This is a genomic window from Psychrobacillus sp. FSL H8-0484 (assembly GCF_038005325.1).
Lineage (GTDB): Bacteria > Bacillota > Bacilli > Bacillales_A > Planococcaceae > Psychrobacillus.
On the sequence record NZ_JBBOSZ010000001.1, the window covers coordinates 2,696,360 to 2,718,262 of the forward strand.

The 21,903-nt window shown below is 36.1% G+C and carries 20 protein-coding genes; 2 read left to right on the top strand and 18 right to left on the bottom strand.

Going from position 1 to position 21,903, the window contains the following annotated elements; genetic code table 11:
• Positions 1–82: 82 nt before the first annotated feature.
• The 14 genes from MHH81_RS13125 to gpr form a co-directional block, all read right to left on the bottom strand.
• Positions 83–1,537, bottom strand: coding sequence for an SH3 domain-containing protein (locus MHH81_RS13125; protein ID WP_340921938.1), 1,455 nt, complete (start codon positions 1,535–1,537; stop codon positions 83–85).
• Between the two features lie 367 nt (positions 1,538–1,904).
• A complete protein-coding gene (gene rpsU / locus MHH81_RS13130; protein ID WP_016426884.1) occupies positions 1,905–2,078 on the bottom strand; it encodes a 30S ribosomal protein S21 in 174 nt (57 codons plus the stop codon).
• Positions 2,079–2,181: 103 nt separating this feature from the next.
• Positions 2,182–2,853 (bottom strand): deoxyribose-phosphate aldolase, encoded by a 672-nt coding sequence (deoC, locus tag MHH81_RS13135; RefSeq protein WP_340921941.1) that lies wholly within the window; start codon positions 2,851–2,853, stop codon positions 2,182–2,184.
• Positions 2,854–2,963: 110 nt separating this feature from the next.
• Positions 2,964–4,304, bottom strand: a complete 1,341-nt coding sequence (gene mtaB, locus MHH81_RS13140; RefSeq protein ID WP_340921943.1) for a tRNA (N(6)-L-threonylcarbamoyladenosine(37)-C(2))-methylthiotransferase MtaB — start codon at positions 4,302–4,304, stop codon at positions 2,964–2,966.
• Between the two features lie 15 nt (positions 4,305–4,319).
• Positions 4,320–5,060 (bottom strand): 16S rRNA (uracil(1498)-N(3))-methyltransferase, encoded by a 741-nt coding sequence (locus MHH81_RS13145; RefSeq protein ID WP_340921945.1) that lies wholly within the window; start codon positions 5,058–5,060, stop codon positions 4,320–4,322.
• Positions 5,061–5,071: 11 nt separating this feature from the next.
• Positions 5,072–6,016 (bottom strand): 50S ribosomal protein L11 methyltransferase, encoded by a 945-nt coding sequence (prmA, locus tag MHH81_RS13150; protein ID WP_340921947.1) that lies wholly within the window; start codon positions 6,014–6,016, stop codon positions 5,072–5,074.
• Positions 6,017–6,030: 14 nt separating this feature from the next.
• Complete coding sequence (gene dnaJ, locus MHH81_RS13155) at positions 6,031–7,152, bottom strand: molecular chaperone DnaJ (RefSeq protein WP_340921948.1); 1,122 nt, start codon at positions 7,150–7,152, stop codon at positions 6,031–6,033.
• A 154-nt stretch (positions 7,153–7,306) separates the two neighbouring features.
• Positions 7,307–9,133: a molecular chaperone DnaK gene (dnaK, locus tag MHH81_RS13160; protein ID WP_340921950.1), complete on the bottom strand. Its 1,827-nt coding sequence runs from the start codon at positions 9,131–9,133 to the stop codon at positions 7,307–7,309.
• Positions 9,134–9,219: 86 nt separating this feature from the next.
• Positions 9,220–9,786 (bottom strand): nucleotide exchange factor GrpE, encoded by a 567-nt coding sequence (grpE, locus tag MHH81_RS13165; RefSeq protein ID WP_445678093.1) that lies wholly within the window; start codon positions 9,784–9,786, stop codon positions 9,220–9,222.
• Positions 9,779–10,816: a heat-inducible transcriptional repressor HrcA gene (gene hrcA / locus MHH81_RS13170; protein ID WP_340921954.1), complete on the bottom strand. Its 1,038-nt coding sequence runs from the start codon at positions 10,814–10,816 to the stop codon at positions 9,779–9,781. The genes grpE and hrcA overlap by 8 nt, the downstream gene beginning before the upstream one ends.
• A gap of 204 nt (positions 10,817–11,020) precedes the next feature.
• The gene (gene hemW / locus MHH81_RS13175; protein WP_340921956.1) at positions 11,021–12,154 is read right to left on the bottom strand and encodes a radical SAM family heme chaperone HemW; all 1,134 of its coding nucleotides are present in this window, start codon (positions 12,152–12,154) and stop codon (positions 11,021–11,023) included.
• Between the two features lie 139 nt (positions 12,155–12,293).
• On the bottom strand, positions 12,294–14,123 hold the full coding sequence (gene lepA / locus MHH81_RS13180) for a translation elongation factor 4 (RefSeq protein ID WP_340921958.1): 1,830 nt from the start codon (positions 14,121–14,123) through the stop codon (positions 12,294–12,296).
• Positions 14,124–14,724: 601 nt separating this feature from the next.
• Positions 14,725–15,519 carry a stage II sporulation protein P gene (spoIIP, locus tag MHH81_RS13185; RefSeq protein ID WP_340921960.1) on the bottom strand — a complete coding sequence of 265 codons (795 nt, stop codon included), beginning with the start codon at positions 15,517–15,519 and terminating at the stop codon, positions 14,725–14,727.
• A 55-nt stretch (positions 15,520–15,574) separates the two neighbouring features.
• Complete coding sequence (gene gpr / locus MHH81_RS13190; RefSeq protein ID WP_340921963.1) at positions 15,575–16,588, bottom strand: GPR endopeptidase; 1,014 nt, start codon at positions 16,586–16,588, stop codon at positions 15,575–15,577.
• A gap of 159 nt (positions 16,589–16,747) precedes the next feature.
• Between gpr and rpsT the strand changes: the two genes are divergently transcribed.
• The gene (gene rpsT / locus MHH81_RS13195) at positions 16,748–16,996 is read left to right on the top strand and encodes a 30S ribosomal protein S20 (protein ID WP_340921965.1); all 249 of its coding nucleotides are present in this window, start codon (positions 16,748–16,750) and stop codon (positions 16,994–16,996) included.
• Positions 16,997–17,063: 67 nt separating this feature from the next.
• Here rpsT and holA read toward each other — a convergent pair whose 3' ends face one another.
• Positions 17,064–18,068, bottom strand: coding sequence for a DNA polymerase III subunit delta (gene holA, locus MHH81_RS13200; protein ID WP_340921967.1), 1,005 nt, complete (start codon positions 18,066–18,068; stop codon positions 17,064–17,066).
• A 155-nt stretch (positions 18,069–18,223) separates the two neighbouring features.
• Here holA and MHH81_RS13205 point away from each other — a divergent pair, with 155 nt between their 5' ends.
• On the top strand, positions 18,224–18,358 hold the full coding sequence (locus tag MHH81_RS13205; RefSeq protein ID WP_340921969.1) for a YqzM family protein: 135 nt from the start codon (positions 18,224–18,226) through the stop codon (positions 18,356–18,358).
• A gap of 47 nt (positions 18,359–18,405) precedes the next feature.
• Here MHH81_RS13205 and MHH81_RS13210 read toward each other — a convergent pair whose 3' ends face one another.
• The 3 genes from MHH81_RS13210 to MHH81_RS13220 all read right to left on the bottom strand — a co-directional run bounded on the left by MHH81_RS13210 (position 18,406) and on the right by MHH81_RS13220 (position 21,896).
• Positions 18,406–20,526 (bottom strand): DNA internalization-related competence protein ComEC/Rec2, encoded by a 2,121-nt coding sequence (locus MHH81_RS13210; protein ID WP_340921971.1) that lies wholly within the window; start codon positions 20,524–20,526, stop codon positions 18,406–18,408.
• 161 nt (positions 20,527–20,687) lie between these two features.
• Complete coding sequence (locus MHH81_RS13215; protein WP_340921973.1) at positions 20,688–21,251, bottom strand: ComE operon protein 2; 564 nt, start codon at positions 21,249–21,251, stop codon at positions 20,688–20,690.
• 72 nt (positions 21,252–21,323) lie between these two features.
• Positions 21,324–21,896 (bottom strand): helix-hairpin-helix domain-containing protein, encoded by a 573-nt coding sequence (locus MHH81_RS13220; protein ID WP_340921975.1) that lies wholly within the window; start codon positions 21,894–21,896, stop codon positions 21,324–21,326.
• Positions 21,897–21,903 lie beyond the last annotated feature (7 nt).

Consider the following 21,903-nt stretch of genomic DNA (forward strand, 5'->3'; position numbering starts at 1 on the left):
CCGCCTGCCGCTTCAATCCACAAAGTGATAAATCTTCGTATTTTAATGACAAAGTACTATTTATGAAATTAACTCAAATATATTAAATACCATCATCAAATGGTTGACCAACAAGATAGCCAGTTGCTTTTCCCTTTACCAGTTTCAAATTTACAATTTCTTGATAGATTCTGTTATATTCAACAGAATTATCTACTCCAACCGGCCCTGGATTAATAAAATACACACCGATTCCACCGTTATGCACGTTAAAACGATTTGCCATAACTATACCATACTTAGAGTTAGTATGATTTCGAACTGAAAACATATGGAAAGCTGCTTGAATATCGGATGAATTATACCCTTCTTCATTTTCAAAATACTCATACATAAATTGAATTGTATTAGTTTTTTTAGATATTCCTACATGTAAATTATCGTAATGAAAAACATCATACAAATAATAATTATCCTGTTCCATTTTATCAATCGATTTTGGCTCTCCCATTTTCTCCATAAGCGACTCAAGTGAATCATAGTTTCTAATACCATATTGGTGTCCTGTTTTAGACGTTTCAAATGTAGAATAATACGCTGCTTCATCCAACTCAGTCGAATCATTTGCTAAAGTGGAAAGGTTTACTTGTGCTGTATACGCGTATTGTCCTTTATACTCCACAATGGCAACTTCATATCTCGGTGCATCTTTAGGCATTAGAATTGTTATTTGTTCGTCTGGACTTAATCTACCGATTTCATATTTTTTTTCATATTGCTTGATTGGTTTAGAAAATACATTTAAATCATCAGTTAAGCCCCAGCCACTTCCTCTATACATTCTATTCACCTTTGCAGAGACTTTATCAAAGTCATACAACTTTAAGCTAGAAGTAGGCACAAATGCTGGAGTACCATTTAAATCAATACGACTAACCCCCTTATTAGAAGCGTATACATATACGGAAACTTTTTCAGACAAAGTATCAATTACCGCTGAAGAACGACTCGAATATTTAGTTGCGGCTACTTCTTTTTGCACAATGCCAAATTTCGGTTTTAAAGTGGTTGATTTCACAAATGTTAAGTAATTTTCGCTTACATAAGCTGTTTGATTGTTAAATATAATTTTAGCCCATCCTTTTGATGTACTATAAACGGAAACAGTCATTCCTTTTTTTAAGGACCCCAACTTTTTGGAAGTTACAGAGGATTTTGCTCGAACATTTAATGAGGCAATATTTACTATTGCCTGTTTTGTTATAGAAGTTTCATTTAGCTCCTGAAGAATTAAATGCTTCGTCAAAACATACCCAACTGAATTATTATATTCAATTTTTGTCCAAGTTTTCGAACTACTATACAATGTAAGGATATCACCTTTAACGACTGTTCCAAGCTTTTTAGAGGTTAAATCAGCTTTCTCTCGGACATATCCAAAACTTGTATTCACTGTTGCAGATTGAGTAGTGACTGCTTGCACTATTTCTGGTAACACACTGATTAGTAAACTAGTGACTAAAAATACAATGCAACATATTCGAATAAATTGTTTCAACTTACCCTCCCCCTTTGAGTGAATTTTAATAATTTTCTAATATTATTGTATCACTAAATTTACATTATCACCCTATATATTCCAACACCCAATTACCAATGTTTGTTCTGCAGTCACTTTTGTTGATTAACCAAATGTACCCAGTAAATTGCTTCGTTTGAATAAATTAGCAAAAAAAATAAACCGAGAAAATAAATTTTCTCGGTTTACATAATTGTAAATGTTAATCATAAAGTACGTGTTTTGAACGTAGGGATGGTTGGGATAAAAATACCACTTACGTTAACGTGCATCTTTTGATTTCTTTTTACGTTTCACGCTTGGGTTATAAAAACTTCAGCTTTGAAGCTTAGTAAATTTCAATTAATTAGAATTTACGTTTACGGGCAGCTTCAGATTTCTTTTTACGCTTTACGCTTGGTTTTTCATAAAACTCGCGCTTTCTTACCTCTTGAATTGTACCACTTTTAGATACAGTACGTTTGAAGCGGCGAAGAGCATCTTCAAGCGATTCGTTTTTACGAACGACAGTTTTTGACATCTCTTTTTCCCTCCCTCCGAACACACGTCAAGCACATAACCAAGTGTTATGTACTAAAAAATTATACCGTATACTTTAGACTTGGTCAATACTTTGAATTAAATTAATAATCGGATTTACTTTCCATGCCTTGCATAATTTCTACACCAGAACTTGCACCTATTCTTGTAGCTCCTGCATCTACCATTGCTTGTAGATCTTCCAGATTCCGAACTCCCCCAGATGCTTTAACTCCTAGGTCTGGTCCAACTGTTTCGCGCATTAACTTCACTGCGTTAACTGTAGCACCTCCTGTAGAAAATCCTGTAGAAGTTTTAACAAAGTCTGCACCTGCAGCTTTTGATAGTTCACTTGCTTTCACAATTTGTTCATCTGTCAATAAGCAAGTTTCTAAAATAACTTTCACAATCGCTTTTCCTTTTGCAGCTTCTACTACAGCTTCGATATCTTTTTGTACTAAGTTATAATCTTGATCTTTTAAAGCTCCAACGTTTATAACCATATCAATTTCATCTGCACCATTTTCAATAGCATCTGTTGTTTCAAATACTTTTACAGCAGTTGTGCTTGCTCCAAGTGGGAAACCAATCACCGTACATACTTTTACTGGTGAATCTTGTAATAAAGTCGAACTAAGTTTTACCCAAGTTGGATTTACACATACAGAAGCAAATATATTTGTTTTAGCCTCTTCACAAAGTTTTTCAATTTGTTTTTTAGTTGCGTCTTGTTTTAATAATGTATGATCGATTAATGCAGCAATATTTTGAGTCATTAAATATTCCCCTCTCGAGTTGTACGTACCTCTCTATCATAATAGAGAAATTAAAAAAAAGCCAGTGAGAGTATTCTCACTGACTCTAACATCCATCGGAGGCTTATTGGTTAAACTAATTCTTCCACATGATCTAGTACACGGACAAATTGACCTTCATTATATGGATAACCAGCTTTTGTGATTTTCACACGGACTAGCTTTCCAATTAAATCATCTGTGCCAGGAATAACAACCTTCAAATAATTATCCGTGTATCCTTCAACTAAATTAGCTTTGCCATCTAAGTTATGTTTTTCTTCTGGGATAATCTCTAGGACTTTGCCTTCAAATCTGGCAGCATATTCCGCTGCTAGTTGGTCATTCAACGTAATTAAACGGTGAACACGTTCATTTTTCACATCTTCGTCTACTTGGTCATCCATTCTTGCGGCAGGTGTACCTGTACGCTTAGAATATGGAAAAACATGAAGCTCAGAGAACTTTTGATCACGAATAAAACTAAACGTTTCCATAAATTCTTCTTCTGTTTCTCCTGGGAAGCCAACAATCACGTCAGATGTAATAGCTAAATCAGGCAGAGCTTCTCTTAAGCGATCTAATCGATTTGCAAAAAACTCCATTGTATATTTTCTACGCATTCTTTTTAATACCGTATCTGAACCAGATTGTATGGGAATATGCAAATGCCTAACAACAATTTTCGATTCACTTAATACATCAATTACTTCATCTGATAATTGACTTGCTTCAATCGAACTAATGCGAAGTCGCTTTAACCCCTTTACATTTGCTTCGATATCTCTTAAAAGCTGTGCTAAATTATAATCTTTTAAATCTTCTCCGTAACCACCTGTATGAATACCAGTCAAAACAATTTCTAAATATCCAGCGTCCACCAATTGTTGTGCTTGTCGAACAACTTCTTCTGGATCTCGAGAACGCATTAGTCCACGAGCCCAAGGAATAATACAAAACGTACAGAAATTATTACAACCTTCCTGAATCTTTAATGATGCACGAGTGCGATCCGTAAAGGCAGGAACATCTAACTCCTCATAAACACGATTTTTCATAATATTGCCGACAGCATTAATTGGTTTACGTTCGGTTTTGTACTGCTCAATATACTCCAGCATTTTTGTGCGTTCTTGTGTTCCTACAACAATATCTACTCCTGGAATCGCCATAATTTCAGCGGGAGAAGTTTGTGCATAGCAACCAGTTACACAAATAACTGCATCTGGATTTTGGCGAACAGCACGACGAATTACTTGTCTACTCTTTTTATCACCAGTATTAGTTACGGTACATGTATTGATGACATAAACATCTGATTGTTTTTCGAACTCTGTACGGTCATAACCATTTTCTTTAAATAATTGCCATATAGCTTCTGTTTCATAATGATTAACTTTACAGCCTAATGTATGGAATGCAACGGATGACAAGTCCTTACACCTCTTTCATTCATATTCATAGGAAATTGCAGCTAGCGCATATAGCGGAGCGGTTTCTGTTCGTAAAATCCTTGGTCCAAGAGCGATTGGTTGAAAATCATTTTCTAGTAAATGTTTTACTTCCTGACGATCGAGTCCGCCTTCTGGGCCAAAAACGATCAGTATCGATTGTTTATCATATACTTTTTTCAATTGGTCCGCAAATTTTTGTCGGTCTTCTAGCTTCGCATCTTCTTCATCCGCAACAAATCTCACATCATATGCTTTAGAAATTTCCAAAAGCTCTTTTAAAGAGATTGGATTATGTATATGTGGGATAAATGAACGGTGAGATTGCTCTGCCGCTTCTTTAGCAATCTTTTGTAAGCGCGCAATTTTTTTCTCATTTTTTTGTTTATCCCATTTCACAATAGAGCGTTTAGCTTCAAACGGATAAAGCGTATGCATACCTAATTCAGTTGCTTTTTGCGTGATCAATTCTAATTTATCACCTTTTGGAAGACCACAGACGAGAGAAACTTTAATAGGCATTTCATTGGATTGCCCATGCATTTCAACTACTTGTAGAAGGACAGATTTAGAAGTACCTTCCACAATCGTCATCGTATACGTCTTACTATCTGCCACTACATATACTTGATCTCCAGGAGACATGCGCATCACCTGAATCATATGATGCGCGTCATCACCTGAAATTGTCACTGTATTATTTTCTTGGATAGTTTCATTCGTAAAATAACGTTGCATGACAATCTCCTTTATTGAACAGGCTTCTTAGAAATGATTGTTACCCAGTCTTCCATCATCATCACTTCTTCTATTTCGAAGCCAGATTGCTGCAAGGAATTGCGAACATCCTCTTTTTTCGTTGCAATAATGCCGGATGTGATGAATAATCCACCTTTTTTAACAATCGAAAATGCATCGTCTGTAAAAGTCATAATAATTTCTGCTAAAATATTAGCCACAACAATATCTGCTTGTTCCTTCACATTATCTAGTAAATTACCATGCGTTACCTGCACTAAGTGTTCTACCTTATTTAGCTGAATATTTTCTTTTGCAGATTTAACAGCTACTTCATCTAAGTCAAGTGCATGAATAGCAGTAGCGCCTAGTTTAGCTGCTCCAATTGAAAGTACCCCAGAACCAGTGCCTACATCAATCACGCTTGAGTTAGGCTGTACTGTTTTTTCAAGTGCTTGTAAACACATAACAGTTGTTGGGTGAGTACCTGTACCAAAAGCCATACCTGGATCTAATTCGATAATCAATTCATCTGAATTGACACGCTCATAGTCTTCCCATGTTGGAACAATTGTAAAACGGTTCGATATTTTCACAGGATGATAATACTTTTTCCATGCAGTTGCCCAATCTTCTTCATCTACTTCTTGTATAGTAAGAATATTATGTCCAAGGTCGATATTAAAGTTTAGTAAGTTGTTAATCGCAAGTTTGATCTCTTCCACTGTTTCTAATAAAAAACTTGTTTCGGCTAAATAAGCTTTTATTCGAACACCATCTACTGGAAAATCATCTGGATTTAAGCTGTAGATTTCTCCAAAAACATCTTCTCGTTCTCTTACTAACTCTTCTGAATCCTCAATAACTACTCCACTTGCACCAGCTTCATGCAAAATATTACTAATTGCCTCCACTGCTTCATTCGTAGTATGAATGGATAGTTCAGACCATTTCACTTGCGCCAACTCCTTTATTCGCCTTTTATCGTTCTTTTAATTTTATCAAATAATGAGCTACCTTGCTCTTCAGGAATATCCCCACTGATTTCGGCAAATTCGCGTAGCAATTGCTTTTGTTTTTCTGTTAATTTTTTCGGAGTAATAACTTTGACAACAACATGTTGGTCACCTATGCCATACCCGTGAACATTTTTTACGCCTTTTCCTTTTAGTCGGAATTGCGTTTGTGATTGAGTACCAGCAGGAATTTTTAGTTTCACTTTCCCTTGAACCGTCGGAACTTCAATTTCATCTCCAAGTGCCGCTTGAGCAAATGTTAATGGAAGTTCATAGTAAATATCGTCGCCGTCACGTTCAAATCGAGGATCTGCTTTTACTCGGAATACTACATATAAGTCTCCAGCTGGACCACCATTAACACCTGGTTCTCCCTGACCGCTTACGCGAAGTTGTTGACCATCATCAACACCTGCAGGAATTGTAACTTTAATTTTTTTGCGTTTATTAACCGTACCTTTACCAGAACAAGTAGAACATTTTTCTTTAATCATTTTTCCAGTTCCAGAACAGTGATTACAAGCACGTTTAGTTTGAATACGACCAAATGGTGTGTCTTGTGTAACATTCACTTGACCATTGCCATTACAGTGTGTACATGTTTCAGGATGCGTGCCTGGTTTAGCACCAGTACCTTTACATGTTTCACATGATTCTTCTTTGGCAATTTCAATTTCTTTTTCTTTCCCAAAAACAGCTTCTTCAAATTCAATTGTCATAGAATATTGAAGGTCATTTCCTTTTCTCGGAGCATTTGGATCACGTCTTCTAGAACCTCCGCCTCCGAAGAACGAACTGAAAATATCTTCAAATCCAAAGCCGTCTCCACCACTGAATCCACCACCAAAGCCTTGATTTGGACCAGCGTGACCAAATTGATCATACCCTGCACGTTTTTGCTCGTCACTTAATACTTCATATGCTTCTGAAATTTCTTTGAATTTATCTTCTGCATTAGCTTCTTTGTTAATATCTGGATGGTATTGCTTAGAAAGCTTACGATAAGCTTTTTTAATTTCATCTTGAGAAGCACTTTTTGAAACGCCTAGTACCTCATAATAATCACGTTTATTCATAGTTCACTCTCCTGCTCTGTTAACGTACACATAAAAATTATTGTAACATGGACAAAATCCGAATAGCAAAACAAATAGAAATTTTACCATTATCTTATTTAACATTGAAAAAGCCAAAGCCGAAAACGGTCTTTGACTTTTTCTGTTGACATTCTTACTTGTCTTTATCGTCGTTTACTTCTTCAAATTCTGCATCGACAACACCGTCATCAGATGGTCCACCAGCTTGACCTGCATTTGCAGCATCTGCTTGAGCTTGTTCATAAAGCTTCATTGTAAGTTGTTGAACGATTTCATTTAATTTATCTTTTTTCGTTTTGATTTCTTCTAGGTTTCCAGCTTCAAGTGCAGCTTTTAACTCTTCTTTTGCATCTTCAGCAGACTTTTTCTCTTCTTCAGACACTTTATCTTCTAGGTCTTTTAGAGTTTTTTCAGTCATAAATACTAATTGATCCGCTTCATTTTTCACTTCTGCTTCTTCTTTACGAACTTTATCTGCTTCAGCGTTCGCTTCTGCTTCTTTTACCATACGTTCGATTTCTTCGTCAGAGAGAGAAGAGTTTGATTGGATTGTAATATTTTGTTCTTTTTGCGTTCCTAAATCTTTCGCTTTAACATTTACAATACCATTTTTGTCGATATCAAATGTAACTTCGATTTGTGGTACACCACGTGGTGCTGGTGGAATATCCGCAAGTTGGAAACGACCAAGTGTTTTGTTGTCAGTCGCCATCGGACGTTCACCTTGTAATACGTGAATATCTACTGCCGGTTGGTTATCCGCTGCAGTGGAGAACGTTTGAGATTTTGATGTTGGGATAGTTGTATTACGGTCAATTAACTTCGTGAATACGCCGCCCATTGTTTCAATACCTAATGAAAGTGGTGTAACGTCAAGAAGAACAACGTCTTTCACATCTCCTGTTAATACTCCACCTTGAACAGCAGCACCCATTGCTACTACTTCATCTGGATTTACACCTTTATGTGGTTCTTTCCCAGTTTCTTTCTTAATAGCTTCTTGTACAGAAGGAATACGAGTAGATCCACCTACAAGAATAACTTTATCAATTTGTGAAGCTGATAATCCAGCATCTTTCATTGCTTGACGAGTTGGTACCATTGTACGCTCTACTAAGTGAGCTGTTAAATCATCAAATTTCGCACGAGTCATTGTAACTTCTAAGTGAAGTGGTCCAGCTTCGCCTGCAGTGATGAATGGAAGTGAAATTTGAGTTGAAGTAACACCAGAAAGATCTTTTTTCGCTTTTTCAGCAGCGTCTTTCAAACGTTGAACAGCCATTTTATCTTTTGATAAATCAATGCCGTTTTCTTTTTTGAACTCTTGTACTAAATAGTCCATTAATACTTGGTCAAAGTCATCTCCACCTAGACGGTTATCACCAGCAGTTGCTAGTACTTCAAATACGCCATCACCAAGTTCTAGGATAGATACGTCAAATGTACCGCCACCTAAATCGTATACAAGAATTTTTTCATCATGGTCCATTTTATCTAAACCGTATGCAAGTGCAGCCGCAGTAGGTTCGTTAATAATACGTTCCACTTCAAGACCAGCAATACGACCAGCATCTTTTGTAGCTTGACGTTCAGCATCATTGAAGTAAGCAGGAACAGTAATTACTGCTTTAGTTACTTTTTCTCCTAGATATTCTTCTGCAAATCCTTTTAAATACTGAAGAATCATTGCAGATACTTCTTGTGGTGTATATTCTTTATCTTCTGCTGTTACTTTTTCATTTGTACCCATTAAACGTTTAACAGATGCAATTGTGTTTGGGTTAGTGATAGATTGACGCTTCGCTACTTCCCCAACTTGTTTTTCGCCGTTTTTGAATGCTACAACTGATGGAGTTGTGCGGTTACCTTCTGGATTCGGAATTACTTTTGGTTCTCCACCTTCTAGTACAGATACACATGAGTTTGTTGTTCCTAAGTCAATACCAATAATTTTAGACATACGTTTTTCCTCCTAATATATAACTGATATATGAGATATCATTAATATTTTTTTATTATATAAACTGCATTTCAAAAGACTGATTGTTATTCGTTTACTTTAACCATCGTTGGGCGAAGTACTCTATCTTTCAACTTATACCCTTTTTGCAGTTCTTGAAGCACGATACCAGATTCTTTAGAATCGTCTTTTTCTTGCATAACTGCTTGGTGAAAATTAGGATCGAATGAAACCCCTTCTGCTTCAATAGGCTCTAAGCCTTCTGTTGAAACTGCACTTAATAACGAACGATAAACCATCTCTACACCTTTTGTTAAAGAAACAGCTTCTTCTGTTGTTGCTTCAACAGCAAGGGCACGCTCTAGATTATCAAGCACCGGCAAAATTTCCGTTAATACGGATTGAGCACGATATTTATAATCGGCTTCCTTATCTAATTGAACTCGACGTTTGTAATTTTCAAAGTCCGCTCTTAAACGAATCGCTTTGTCTTTTTCTTCGTCAAGTTCTTGCTTTACAAGTGTCAATTCATCGATTTCTTCTTCTACCAGTACTTCAGTAGCTTCTGTTTCTTGTTGTTCTTCCACAATTTCTTGTCCTAGAACTATTTCATCTTTTTCTTTTTCCATTACTAGCAACTCTCCTTTATCCATGTGGGCCATGTAATATTTTGGACAATTCCCGAGATAAATCTCCACTCATTACGTCAAGCAAGGAAACAACTCGTTTGTAATCCATACGAGTAGGCCCAATGATTGCAATTGAACCCATCTGTTCATCCCCAATTTCATAGGACGCAGTAATAATACTACAATCTTCCATTCCTAGTTGGTTATTTTCTGAACCGATTCGAATTTGAATTCCCTTTTTCTCTAAATGGAAAAGTCCCGGTATTTGATTTACATGATCCATCCAATACATGATACTTCGTGCTTTTTCTAAATCATTAAATTCAGGTTGATTTAACAATTGCATTTTTCCGCCGTAGTATACTTTGTCCTCATGTTCGATTGTCATAGCTTTGTTTAATGAACCTAGAAGATTATTTAAACGACCGCTGTTTTGACGCAAGACCGATAATGTGACAGCATCTAATTTTGCTGGAAGCTCATGTAAATGAACACCAACTAAATGTTCATTGATTAAATTAACCATACGTTCAATGTCAGATGCAGTAAAACTTTCCGGGATGGAAAATACGCGATTTTCTACATGCCCACTATCTGTCACAATGATTGCAACAGCGGAATCATCCGTTAATGGAACAATGGAAAACCTTTTAACACGATGCTTTCTAACATCTAAGCCTAACATAATAGAGGTATAATTCGTTAATTCGGAAAGAATATTTGCCGATTTTCGAATTATTTGCTCCGTCTCGCCCATCCGTTCCTGAAAAACAGAACGAATCTGGTTAATCTCGTCTTTGGTAATCCGTTGGGGAGTTAACAAATTGTCTACATAATAACGATAGCCCTTTTCTGAAGGGACGCGGCCAGACGATGTATGCGTTTTTTCTAAAAAACCCATATCTTCTAAATCCGCCATATCGTTTCGAATAGTAGCAGGACTAAATGAAACTTCCTCCTTTTTCGAAAGTTGGCGAGATCCCACTGGCTGAGCGGTTTCAATAAAATCATCTACCGTTACTTGCAATATTAATAATTGCCGATTAGTTAGCATGATCATCACCTCTGTTAGCACTCGTCTATAGAGAGTGCTAATACTCATATAAAATTTATCAAATCTATAGATAACTGTCAACGATTTAGTTTTATTTATTTAGCTAAGTTAAGCGATCATGTTGTTACCTACCGAAAATCCGCTCGCTTTGCTCGAACGAACTGCCAAGCCTCCTCGAGGCAACAGCCAATTAAACAGAGCCATTTATTTAAGAAAATATTGAAACACTTCATTCCCCATAAAGCGTCCACGAGTCGTTAATTTTACAAAGTTATTTTCCATTTTGATTAATTCTTTTCGAAGCAACTCTTCCAATTGTTCACCGTACACTTGTGGGAGAGTTTGTCCGTATCTTTCTTCAAATCTTTCTAAGGAGACCCCTGCATTTTTTCGCAATCCTAAAAACATTTCTTCTTCCATTTTCTCTATCTGTGTTACTTCTTTTTGCATCATCAGTGGTTTTTCACCAGAATCGATTGTTTGCATATACTTTTTTAAAGGACCGTGATTAGAATATCTCACACCATTTACATAACCGTGTGCTCCTGCTCCCAATCCAATATATTCGTCGTTGTTCCAATAGAGTAAATTATGTTGGGAAGCTTTGCCTTCCAACGAAAAATTACTTATTTCATATTGTAGATAACTGTTCTGCTTCATCTCGTCCAACAAATAGCCATACATTTCCGCTTCCAAATCTTCTCCTGGTAACGATAGCTTTCCCTTTGATAATAAATTATAAAAAATTGTTTTCGGTTCTACTAATAATGAGTAGGCTGAAATATGTGGGATCTTTAGACGAAAAGCTTCTTGTAAAGATGCTTTCCACTGTTCCATCGTTTGATTTGGTAAGCCATACATTAAATCGATACTTATGGATGGAAAATCTGTTTGTTTTGCGAATTCAATCACTTCATAAACATGCTCATTGGAATGTGTTCTTCCAAGAACTTTCAACAAGTCTTGATCAAAAGTTTGCACTCCCATACTTAATCTATTCACACCAAATTTGCGCATAAGTTGCATTTTCTCAAGCGTGATTTCATCCGGATTTGCTTCCGATGTGAATTCTATAACTTGTTCCATTGGAATATACATGTGGATGAGTGTAAATAAACGTTCTAATTGTTCTAGTGATAATGAAGTAGGCGTTCCTCCACCGATAAAAATAGTTTCAATCTTTGCCTTTTTTAAATCATCTGTCCATAAAGCCATTTCTTTTCCAAGAGATTCAATGTATTCATCGACTGGTTGATTATGAAAGAAAAATTTATTGAAATCACAGTAATTACAAATTTGATGACAAAAAGGAATATGTATATATACACCTCGTACCATAATCATTCCTACTTTCTATATAAAGCACAACTTCATCTAGTGTTTAATTTCCTTGAATGATAGTTGAACTAGGATTTTTCTACAAGTCACAACTGGATAAAAGAAAAAGGAGGCTACTAGTGCCCCCTTTCCGGTTTTCTTATTTATTCGGTTCGTCCATCTTAAGTACTGCCATAAATGCCTCTTGTGGCACTTCAACAGACCCTACTTGTTTCATACGCTTTTTACCTTCTTTTTGTTTATCAAGAAGTTTACGTTTACGTGAAATATCTCCACCATAACATTTAGCTAAAACGTTTTTACCAACCGATTTAATCGTTGAACGAGCAACGATTTTTTGACCGATTGCTGCTTGTACTGGTACTTCGAACTGTTGTCTTGGAATCAACGCTTTTAGTTTTTCAACGATAAGTTTTCCTCGCTCGTAAGCAAAATCACGATGCACGATAAAGCTTAAAGCATCTACCTTTTCACTATTCAATAAGATATCCATTTTCACTAATTTCGATTCTTTGTATCCAATCAAGTCATAATCAAAAGATGCATAGCCTTTTGTGCTTGATTTTAATGAATCAAAGAAGTCATATACGATTTCAGATAATGGAATCTCATAAATGATATTAACACGCGCCTTAGACAAGAAATCCATCGTGATAAAGTTTCCACGTTTACGTTGGCATAGCTCCATTACAGAACCAACGTAATCTTCCGGAACCATAATCGATGCTTTTACATAAGGTTCTTCAATTGCTTCCACTTTTTGCACATCTGGCATCATAGAAGGGTTGTCTACTTTGATTACTTCACCATTCGTTAACTTCACGTCATAAATAACGCTTGGTGCAGTTGTGATTAAATCAATTTTGAATTCGCGTTCGATACGCTCTTGGATGATTTCCATATGAAGTAATCCTAAGAATCCACAACGATACCCAAAGCCTAACGCCTGAGAAGTTTCTGGTTCGAACTCTAGTGCAGAGTCATTCAGTTGTAATTTTTCTAATGCATCACGTAAATCTACGTATTTCGTGTTATCAATCGGATATAATCCACAGAATACCATAGGGTTCATTTTGCGATATCCAGCTAACGCTTCTGTTGCAGGGTTAGAAGCTAATGTAATTGTATCCCCGACACTGGAATCTCCTACATGTTTCATCGATGCTGTTAAGAATCCTACGTCTCCAACTGTCAACTCTGAGCGTTGTGTCGTTTTTGGTGTAAATACGCCTGTTTCCACGACTTCGAATTCTTTACCAGATGACATCATTTTTATCGTGTCCCCTGGTTTCACTGTACCTTCCATAATTCGAATATACACAATTACGCCTCGGTAAGGGTCAAATAAGGAATCGAAGATCAATGCTTTTAAAGGCGCGGAAGGATCCCCTGTTGGTGCAGGAACTTTTTCTACAATTTGTTCTAAAATTTCTTCAATACCGATTCCTGCTTTTGCAGATGCAAGCACTGCTTCAGAAGCATCAAGTCCAATTACTTCTTCCACTTCTCCTCTTACACGTTCTGGATCGGCTGCAGGTAAATCGATTTTATTGATAACCGGTAATATTTCCAAATCATTATCTAATGCTAAATAAACATTTGCTAGTGTTTGGGCTTCAATTCCTTGTGCTGCATCCACTACAAGAATTGCACCTTCACATGCTGCTAAACTTCTAGACACTTCGTACGTAAAGTCTACGTGCCCAGGAGTATCGATTAGATGAAAGATATACTCTTCTCCGTCTTTTGCAGTGTATGTTAATTGAACAGCATTTAACTTTATGGTAATACCTCTTTCACGCTCTAAGTCCATGGAATCTAACAATTGGTCTTTCATTTCTCGTGAAGTTAATGTTTTCGTTTTTTCTAAAATACGATCGGCTAAAGTCGATTTTCCGTGGTCAATATGCGCGATAATGGAAAAATTACGAATCTTCTTCTGTCGCGCGATTCTATCTTCATTGTTCATGCTTGTTCACTCCTAATTAAACTACTATGAATTATAACAGACAACTCGCGTCTAAGTAACGCATAATCATTAAGTCTGTTATTCAAAATATTTTTTCTATGTATTTGTTCGTTATTTTCATCTTTTTTTGCCAGACTTTAATCTTACCAAAATTCTGTTCGTAAGACAATCTGAGTTACTCAACAGTTTGAACAGGAAGTGCAATCAATATTTCTTCTTTTGTTTGAATCAATTTCATAATTCCAATTAACATAAAAAAACACGAACAATATTAAAGGAAACTAAAGAAATATTATTTTAAGTGAAATAAAGTATAGTTGATTTCCGCTATAGGCGGACGCTTTCCGCGGGGTGAGCGATAAGCCATCACCGCCGCACGCGTCGTTTGTGATGGCTTATCTGTCTCACTCATCCCGCTGGAGTCGCCGCCTGCCGCTTCCATCAACAAAGTGATTATTATCCTGCAACGGAATCACCTAGAAGTTTTATTTAAACAAAAAAAGCGAGTTCTTGAACAACTTGTCGTTCAAGAACTCGCTATGAAATGAATAATAATAGACTTTTTAGGTCCTCCATTTTCTCCGCTCAATCTCTTTTTGTTTTAAGAAGGTAGTTGTTGATTGAACAAATTAGAAATGGCTTTTGCTAAAATAGCGATGGAACGATTTAACTCTTGTTCGGTGTTGTCAACACCTCCAAGCTCCATCACTAATAGATTTTTAGCGATGTCTTGATTGTAAACCCCATCAACACCTTTACCGGCTTTAACCATAACTCCTCGTGATATCCCGGGTACTAATTTATTTAATTCATCCGAGAGATTATTAGCAAGTTGCTCATTCCATTTATAGTTATCGTGTTCTCCTCCAATAACAAACAGAATCTTCGCATAGCTTTCCTCTCCAGTTTGAAGGGTAGTTACTTTCGATTTCATTGCGTCTCTGTGAATATCTAAGACAATATCATATTCATTATGTGCTAATGCATCTTGAACAAGCGGTCTGACAGTAGCATAATCATCCATCTCTTTTGGATTATGATTTTCTAAAAACTTCGTTTCTATTTGATGAAATGCAAATTGATCATTTATTTGATCTTGAAAGGAAGTTATATTATTTGCAGGATGATAAACTGCAACTTTTTCTCCTTGTGAAGCAAGTATAGGCAGATAGGCTTCGTGCGAATGGGTAAATAAAACAAATGCTTTTTTAGGGGCTATTATTTCTGCTACAGTTGGCTTGGCCTCTAATTGTGCTGCATATACTACTGGCGTGTCCTCTTTCTTCTTTTCTTCAGTTGGTGCCGATAAAAGAGGTGTCTGGATTGTCGCTATGATAATGGGAGCTAAAAATAAAAGTAATAAAATGCTTGTTAAATTCTTTAGGGAATTTGCCATAAGTTCCACTCTCCTCACACAATCGTATGTGGAGAAGTGGAATTTTAGAACGACATCATCTACCTGTTATCCATGTTTCTAACCCAGAGGAAAGCAAATAAGCGTATTGTTCAACCCAGGCATCTGTTTCTTTTGGAGTGACAAATAAAGATGGATTTTTTCCGACAAATACTTCCTCAAACAATTTTCTTTTTTCATCCGTTGACCATGTAACCCATTCGCCGAAAATTGGTTGTAAAACAGTTTTATCTATGGAAGTTTTTTTACTTGAAACCATCGGCGTAACTGCTAATGCAGATGAAGGCCTACCTTTTTCTTCTACCTTAGATGCAATATAATGAATAACATGCTCCATTGCATCCGCATATAAGACAGGTCCGTCGACAACCATGGGTATTCCTATTGCTGTAACAGGAACACCATACACCTCTTCCGATACTTCCTTTCGCTGATTTCCTACACCCGACCCAGGATGAATACCGGTATTTGTAAGCTGAATCGTTTTACATAGTCGTTCACTATTCCTTGCAGCAAGTGCATCTAAAACAAGGATTAAATCTGGCTGAAATGCCTTGCTAATAGCTTCAATAAAATCACTTGTTTCAAATCCAGTTTGTCCGGTCACCCCTGGTGCGTACATGACTACTTTAACCTGTTCATTTTGAGTCAATGACGAACCTTGCAAGTATTCGATTGCCTTAGGCCCAATAGCATCAGGTGTAATTGTGGCATTCCCAAGCCCAATAATTAGTATTTTAGAGGATTTGGTTAACTTAATATGTTCATGCATCTCTTGTAGCTTACGCGTGAATAATTTTTCTAAGTTTTGAAAGCTTTGTTCCTCATCTGGGCTAACGGTCAAGTCCGTTAACGTAATATATTTCCCTTTTTTCTTTCCTAGCTTTTTTTCTCCTTCCTCGTTTACTTCAATAGATGTTATTAAAACAGGACCTTCTCGACTTTCTTCAAAGATAATGCCTTCTGATTCTTTTAAAGTGTCTTTCTCATCTTTTGTTCGATGTTTGACCATTTCTTCCGATTCATCTAACAAATCTGTTCGTCCCCACATAAAATTCACCTCCAAATTAGTTTGCACGATGTGTCAAGTAAATATTCTTTGCATTTATATATTGCAATTTGTTTTTTCGTTTGTTAAAATAATGCTTGTTGTATAATACAGTTTCAACAAAAAATGTATCATCTCAGACCTTATTAGGAGGTGAAAGGTATGCCAAACATTAAATCTGCAATTAAACGTGTTAAGACAAATGAGAAGTTAAACGCTCAAAATGCAAAAGCTAAATCAGCGATGCGTACTGCTGTGAAAAAAGCTGATAACGCTGCACTTAATAACGATGAAAACGCAAAAGAACTTATTAAAACTGCAATTCAACAAGTTGAAAAAGCAGCTTCAAAAGGTTTAATTCATAAAAACGCAGCTAGTCGTAAGAAAGCTCAATTAATGAAAAAAGCGTAAAATAAAGAAGACTGGTCCGATTCTATTCGGCCAGTCTTTATTTATTTGTCAATATTTAGTCACAATTTCATTTTAATAAAAACAACTCTAAAATTCTCTCACGATTTATACTTAATGTTTTCAGTTGCAAATCAACTGTCGCTATATCATTTAATGTGCGAAGTAGCTTTTGTTCATTATGCAGCATTGGATTGTCAAATAATAATTTTACTCGATAAGGATGCACCTTAAGCTGATTGGCAATTTGCTGTGCATGGTATCCTTTTTTCTTTAAATGGCTTACTTGCACCATTAGTCTTACTTGTGTGGCAATTAATGCATTTAACTTCAATGGATCCTCTTTACGCTTCAACAAATCATGGTAAATTTCAATTGCTTCGCTTTTATTTCCTGCTAGATAAGCGTTCCCTAATGTGAATACATCCTGCTCTAAAGTTCGAACTAATAATTGCTTCACTGTATCTGCGTCAATTTCTTGATCTTCCCCTATATACGTCGCTATTTTTACTAACTCCGTTTGTAAGTGAACTAAATCCGTACCTCCAAGTTCAATCAAGCAATTAATTGCTTCTTCAGACATTGTTTTTCCATATGTCGAAACTTCATGTAATACCCAACTTTTTAAATCATGCGCTTGCAAACTTATTGCTTCTATCACATTTGCATACTGTTTCATTGCTTTCGTTATTTTTTTTCGTTCATCTAGCTTCTCATAAGGTGCTATAAAAATGGTAACTGCCGTTGGCGAAGGACTCTGCAACCATTTTTCTAATTCAGTCGTATCATGCATTATTTTCTCTTTTCCTTTTTCCGTCGCTTTTAAGAAAAATGCATTTTTTGCAATGACTAGTTTTTTATCAGAGAAAAAAGGGAGAGTATCTGCTTCATACATTACTTCTTCTACATTTTTTTCTTCTAAATCAAAGGAAATAACCTCTGCTTCCCCATTTTCCTTTAACTGTCTTTTAATTCTTTTCAATGTTTCTTCAATAAAATAAGCTTCCGTTCCACATAATAAATACACATCGGATAAATTATTGTTTGTTATTTGTGCCCATTTATCTGAAATCATACTAGATCTCCTTGCTACTTATAGTTAAACTTTATTATAACGTAAAATAGGTGAATAATTTGTGACATTGTGAGAGCAAAATGAAAAAGAAAAGATTCTATGTAGATTTTTTATAGGCATTCCTTTATAATTAGGTGGAAATAGGAGGGGTAACAATGAACGAGTTTGAACAAAATGTACAGTCGAAACGTAACGACGCGATCGACTCAGGCGTAGGTTTCGCTGTCTCCTTTGGATTTTTTACAATTATGTTTGTAATTGCAGTAGTTATTGAGTTTGTTTCTCGATAATAACTGAAAAGGGTTTTGTCTATTATAGGCAAAACCCTTTTCCCTTTTTATGGGGTCGTAACAAATACCTCCCCTTTTTTCGTTATTTTTACTTCTATTGCACCGTCTATACCTGTCTGTAAAAAAGGGATATTCAAATCATTTAGCCGTTCAACAACTTCTGGATGTGGGTGACCATAGCGATTATCAAAACTAGCCATAATAATAGATATTTTGGGATTGGTCCACGCTAAAAAAGATTCATCACTAGACGTTTTACTTCCATGATGCCCAACTTTTAATAACGTAATCTCTTTTAAAGTTTTTGGATACTTCTCCACTAATTCTAGCTCTCCTTGAATCTCCAAGTCCCCTATAAATAATCCATGAAAATAATTATTTTTCATCGATAAGACGAGTGAATCATTATTTCCTTCATAATCAGAATCAAATGGGTACATATACTGCAGTTGAAAATATTTTGAATCAATTTTATCTCCAGCTCTTTTTTCCATTATAGGTATTTGTAGTTTCTCTACTTCCTCCTTTAAGTCCCTCATTACTTCTTTGTCCAGTGAACCTGGAGAAATATGAATTTCCTCTACCTGCACTTCTCTTAATATTTCTTCTGCCCCTTCCATATGATCGGCATCTGCGTGTGTCAAGACGAGCGTATCTATTTTGGTAATTCCTTTTCCTTTTAAAAAAGGAACAACAATCTGCCTTCCAATCTCATAAGCTTCCTTTGTATCCTTCCAAGCTTCTTGCTCGAAGCGTAATAACCCACCAGTATCAATCATTAGTACCTCTTTTCTATAAGGCATTTCAATGACTATACAATCTCCTTGTCCAACATTTAGAAACGTAATCTTGGTGGATGAATCTAAATATGGGGTAAGTTGAATGGTTATCATTGGCAATAAAAGAAGAAAGATACTAAATAATCTCTTTTGCTTTCTCTCCATGGAAATAAAAAAGAAAATAACACTCATATACGCAATAAATACAAATAAAAGCGTAGGTTTCATCGGATTCCACATTTGATAAGGTAAGGTTCCTAAATACATGATAAAATTTCCCAGCAAAGTACGAATGGGCTCGTATAACAAAAATAGGAGATGACTTAGAGAGATAGATATAGAGGTAAGGAATAAGAAAAAGAGATTTATTGGCAAAATGATGAAAGAAAATAAAGGGACAAAAACTAAATTAGCGAGGAAGGAAGAAATAGAAATCTCATAAAAATGATAAATAAGAATGGGATACACAATCAGCTGACATACAGAAGTAATTACAAACGATTGAACTAGATAAGAAGTACTATGTTTTAATAGTATAGACGAATAGATTAGAGAGAATGCAGCTAAATACGACAACTGAAACCCCAATTGAAAGATTATCCAAGGAGAGAGCCATATAAAACCAATAAGACTAATTGAAAATGCATCATCTACTGCAAGTTTTTTCTTCCATAATACACTCACTAATACGAGCTCAGTAACCGAGACCGATCTCCAAACAGACGGTGCCCCTCCTGCTATAAAACCATACAGCGGAAGAGAAATGATTAAAATCCAATTTGCAGTTTCTTTTCGAACACCCAAACGAATAAGTAACTCATATATAAGGAACACAACTAATGCTACATGAAGGCCTGAAATAGCAAACAAATGCGTGATACCTAACGTTTGATAGGCATTTTGAGTGTCGGACGGCATTTGTTCCCTACTGCCGATCAATAAAGCTTCCGCTTCCGACTGCAAAGACAAAGGAAAAGTATTTTGTATATGCTGCTTCATCTTAAAACGTTTCTCCGCCATATAAGCCAAGAAGCCTTCAACTTTACCAATCACTTCATACTGGTCTACTTGTATTTGTCCGACCGCTCCGTTACTTTTTATATACTGATCCATTTCGAAAGCATATTGGTGGGACATGGGTCTTTTCGTAACTTCTTTTGCATCTACTTTGAAAATCATACCCGCAAGGGAGGTATTCATAAGAGCTAGTTTTTCCTGTTCAGATTTCATTTTCAACTGTACATACCATTTTTCATTTTCATCTGAAACGGCAAAACCTCTGATAAAACGTCCATTTATTCGGTAAACGTCTGTCAATGTTAGGTTCGTTACATTCCATTCATTTGCAGGTTGAGGAATTACCGCTAAAACGTATGCATACGAAAGCATTCCAAATATAAGAGTTCCAATAATAAATAGTACATGCTTTTGTTTATATATTAACCAACTACATAGCATGACAAATAGAAGTAATAGCCTTACCGATTCATAAGCTGCAACTGTAGCTATTACAATAGATAAAGCTAGATATATAAGATTACCTTGAATTGTTATAAACCGAATAATTCAGCCACCCTCGTTTCATAAGGTGCCAATTCTTCACTACTTGCCCCTTTCTCACGCAGCTTTGTCATAAGCTCCATGTAAAGTGCAATTTTTTCATCACTTAAGAAGTCAATTTTACGGTCATCAAATGGCACATGAATTACTTCCACTCCTGCTTTTTCTAGCAATTCAATCGCATAAGCGTTATTTTTGTAGTCTTGCGCATAATATAGACGCGAAATCCCGGCTTGAATAATTGATTTAGTGCATGGTAAACATGGGAAATGTGTCACGTATAAATCTGCTCCACTTACCGTAATTCCATATTTCGCACATTGCAACAAGGCGTTCATTTCTGCATGGACTGTCCGCACGCAATGGTTATCTACCACGTAGCATCCATGATCTATACAGTGGTCTCCACCAGAAATGGATCCATTGTATCCACCTGCCATAATTCGACGATCCCGTACAATTGTTGCACCAACCGCTAAACGAGTACAAGTACTTCTTAATGCAAGTAAATGGCTTTGCGCCATGAAAAATTGATCCCATGTAATTCGCTCCATATAACTACCTCCCAAATATATTACTTTCTTAAGTTTAGTAGTTTGTCGAAAAAACTTCAATATAACTTATGACTACTTTACAGTAATAAGTGGTTCTAATTTTTCAAAGGTTTTTTGTCCGATGCCCGTTACTTTCATTAAATCTTGTTTTTCCTTAAAGCCTCCAACGTCCTCTCGATAAGCAATAATAGCATCAGCTTTTGCAGGGCCAATTCCTGGTAAAGTAGTTAGCATCGCTACTTCTGCTTTATTAATATTAACAAGATTGGACTTTTGATCTGGTGATGAAGAAAGTTCCTCTACTTCTTCTCCTTCTATCGGTACATAAATAACCATTTCATCTTCTACTCTTTGGGCATGGTTAATATTTTTACTATTACTCGACGGTAAATAACCTCCCGCTAGTTCGATCGCCGTTAATACTCGATTTCCTTCGGATAGTTCATAAACTCCTGGCTTATGAACAGCACCTTTTACTTCGACATAAATGGTCGTATCTTCTATATATTCAGTTGTTTCTTCTTGTTCTGTATAGGATTCATTGGTAGGGAGAGGTTGAATTAGATCAGCTGTGGGGGATGCTGATTCCATTTGAGCTTGTATAACGAAAAATAATAAAATCGCTATTACTGTTGTTGGGAGCAACAGTTTT

Bases quoted from the DNA above. Each gene is read 5' to 3' on its own strand.
- MHH81_RS13205 (WP_340921969.1), top strand. From the start codon at position 18,224: ATGAACGAGTTTGAACAAAATGTACAGTCGAAACGTAACGACGCGATC.
- rpsT (WP_340921965.1), top strand. From the start codon at position 16,748: ATGCCAAACATTAAATCTGCAATTAAACGTGTTAAGACAAATGAGAAG.
- holA (WP_340921967.1), bottom strand. From the start codon at position 18,068: ATGATTTCAGATAAATGGGCACAAATAACAAACAATAATTTATCCGAT.
- dnaJ (WP_340921948.1), bottom strand. From the start codon at position 7,152: ATGAATAAACGTGATTATTATGAGGTACTAGGCGTTTCAAAAAGTGCT.
- spoIIP (WP_340921960.1), bottom strand. From the start codon at position 15,519: ATGGCAAATTCCCTAAAGAATTTAACAAGCATTTTATTACTTTTATTT.
- rpsU (WP_016426884.1), bottom strand. From the start codon at position 2,078: ATGTCAAAAACTGTCGTTCGTAAAAACGAATCGCTTGAAGATGCTCTT.
- hrcA (WP_340921954.1), bottom strand. From the start codon at position 10,816: ATGCTAACTAATCGGCAATTATTAATATTGCAAGTAACGGTAGATGAT.
- deoC (WP_340921941.1), bottom strand. From the start codon at position 2,853: ATGACTCAAAATATTGCTGCATTAATCGATCATACATTATTAAAACAA.
- grpE (WP_445678093.1), bottom strand. From the start codon at position 9,786: ATGGATAAAGGAGAGTTGCTAGTAATGGAAAAAGAAAAAGATGAAATA.
- hemW (WP_340921956.1), bottom strand. From the start codon at position 12,154: ATGGTACGAGGTGTATATATACATATTCCTTTTTGTCATCAAATTTGT.
- MHH81_RS13145 (WP_340921945.1), bottom strand. From the start codon at position 5,060: ATGCAACGTTATTTTACGAATGAAACTATCCAAGAAAATAATACAGTG.
- lepA (WP_340921958.1), bottom strand. From the start codon at position 14,123: ATGAACAATGAAGATAGAATCGCGCGACAGAAGAAGATTCGTAATTTT.
- MHH81_RS13215 (WP_340921973.1), bottom strand. From the start codon at position 21,251: ATGGAGCGAATTACATGGGATCAATTTTTCATGGCGCAAAGCCATTTA.
- dnaK (WP_340921950.1), bottom strand. From the start codon at position 9,133: ATGTCTAAAATTATTGGTATTGACTTAGGAACAACAAACTCATGTGTA.
- gpr (WP_340921963.1), bottom strand. From the start codon at position 16,588: ATGTGGGGACGAACAGATTTGTTAGATGAATCGGAAGAAATGGTCAAA.
- MHH81_RS13210 (WP_340921971.1), bottom strand. From the start codon at position 20,526: ATGCTTTCGTATGCATACGTTTTAGCGGTAATTCCTCAACCTGCAAAT.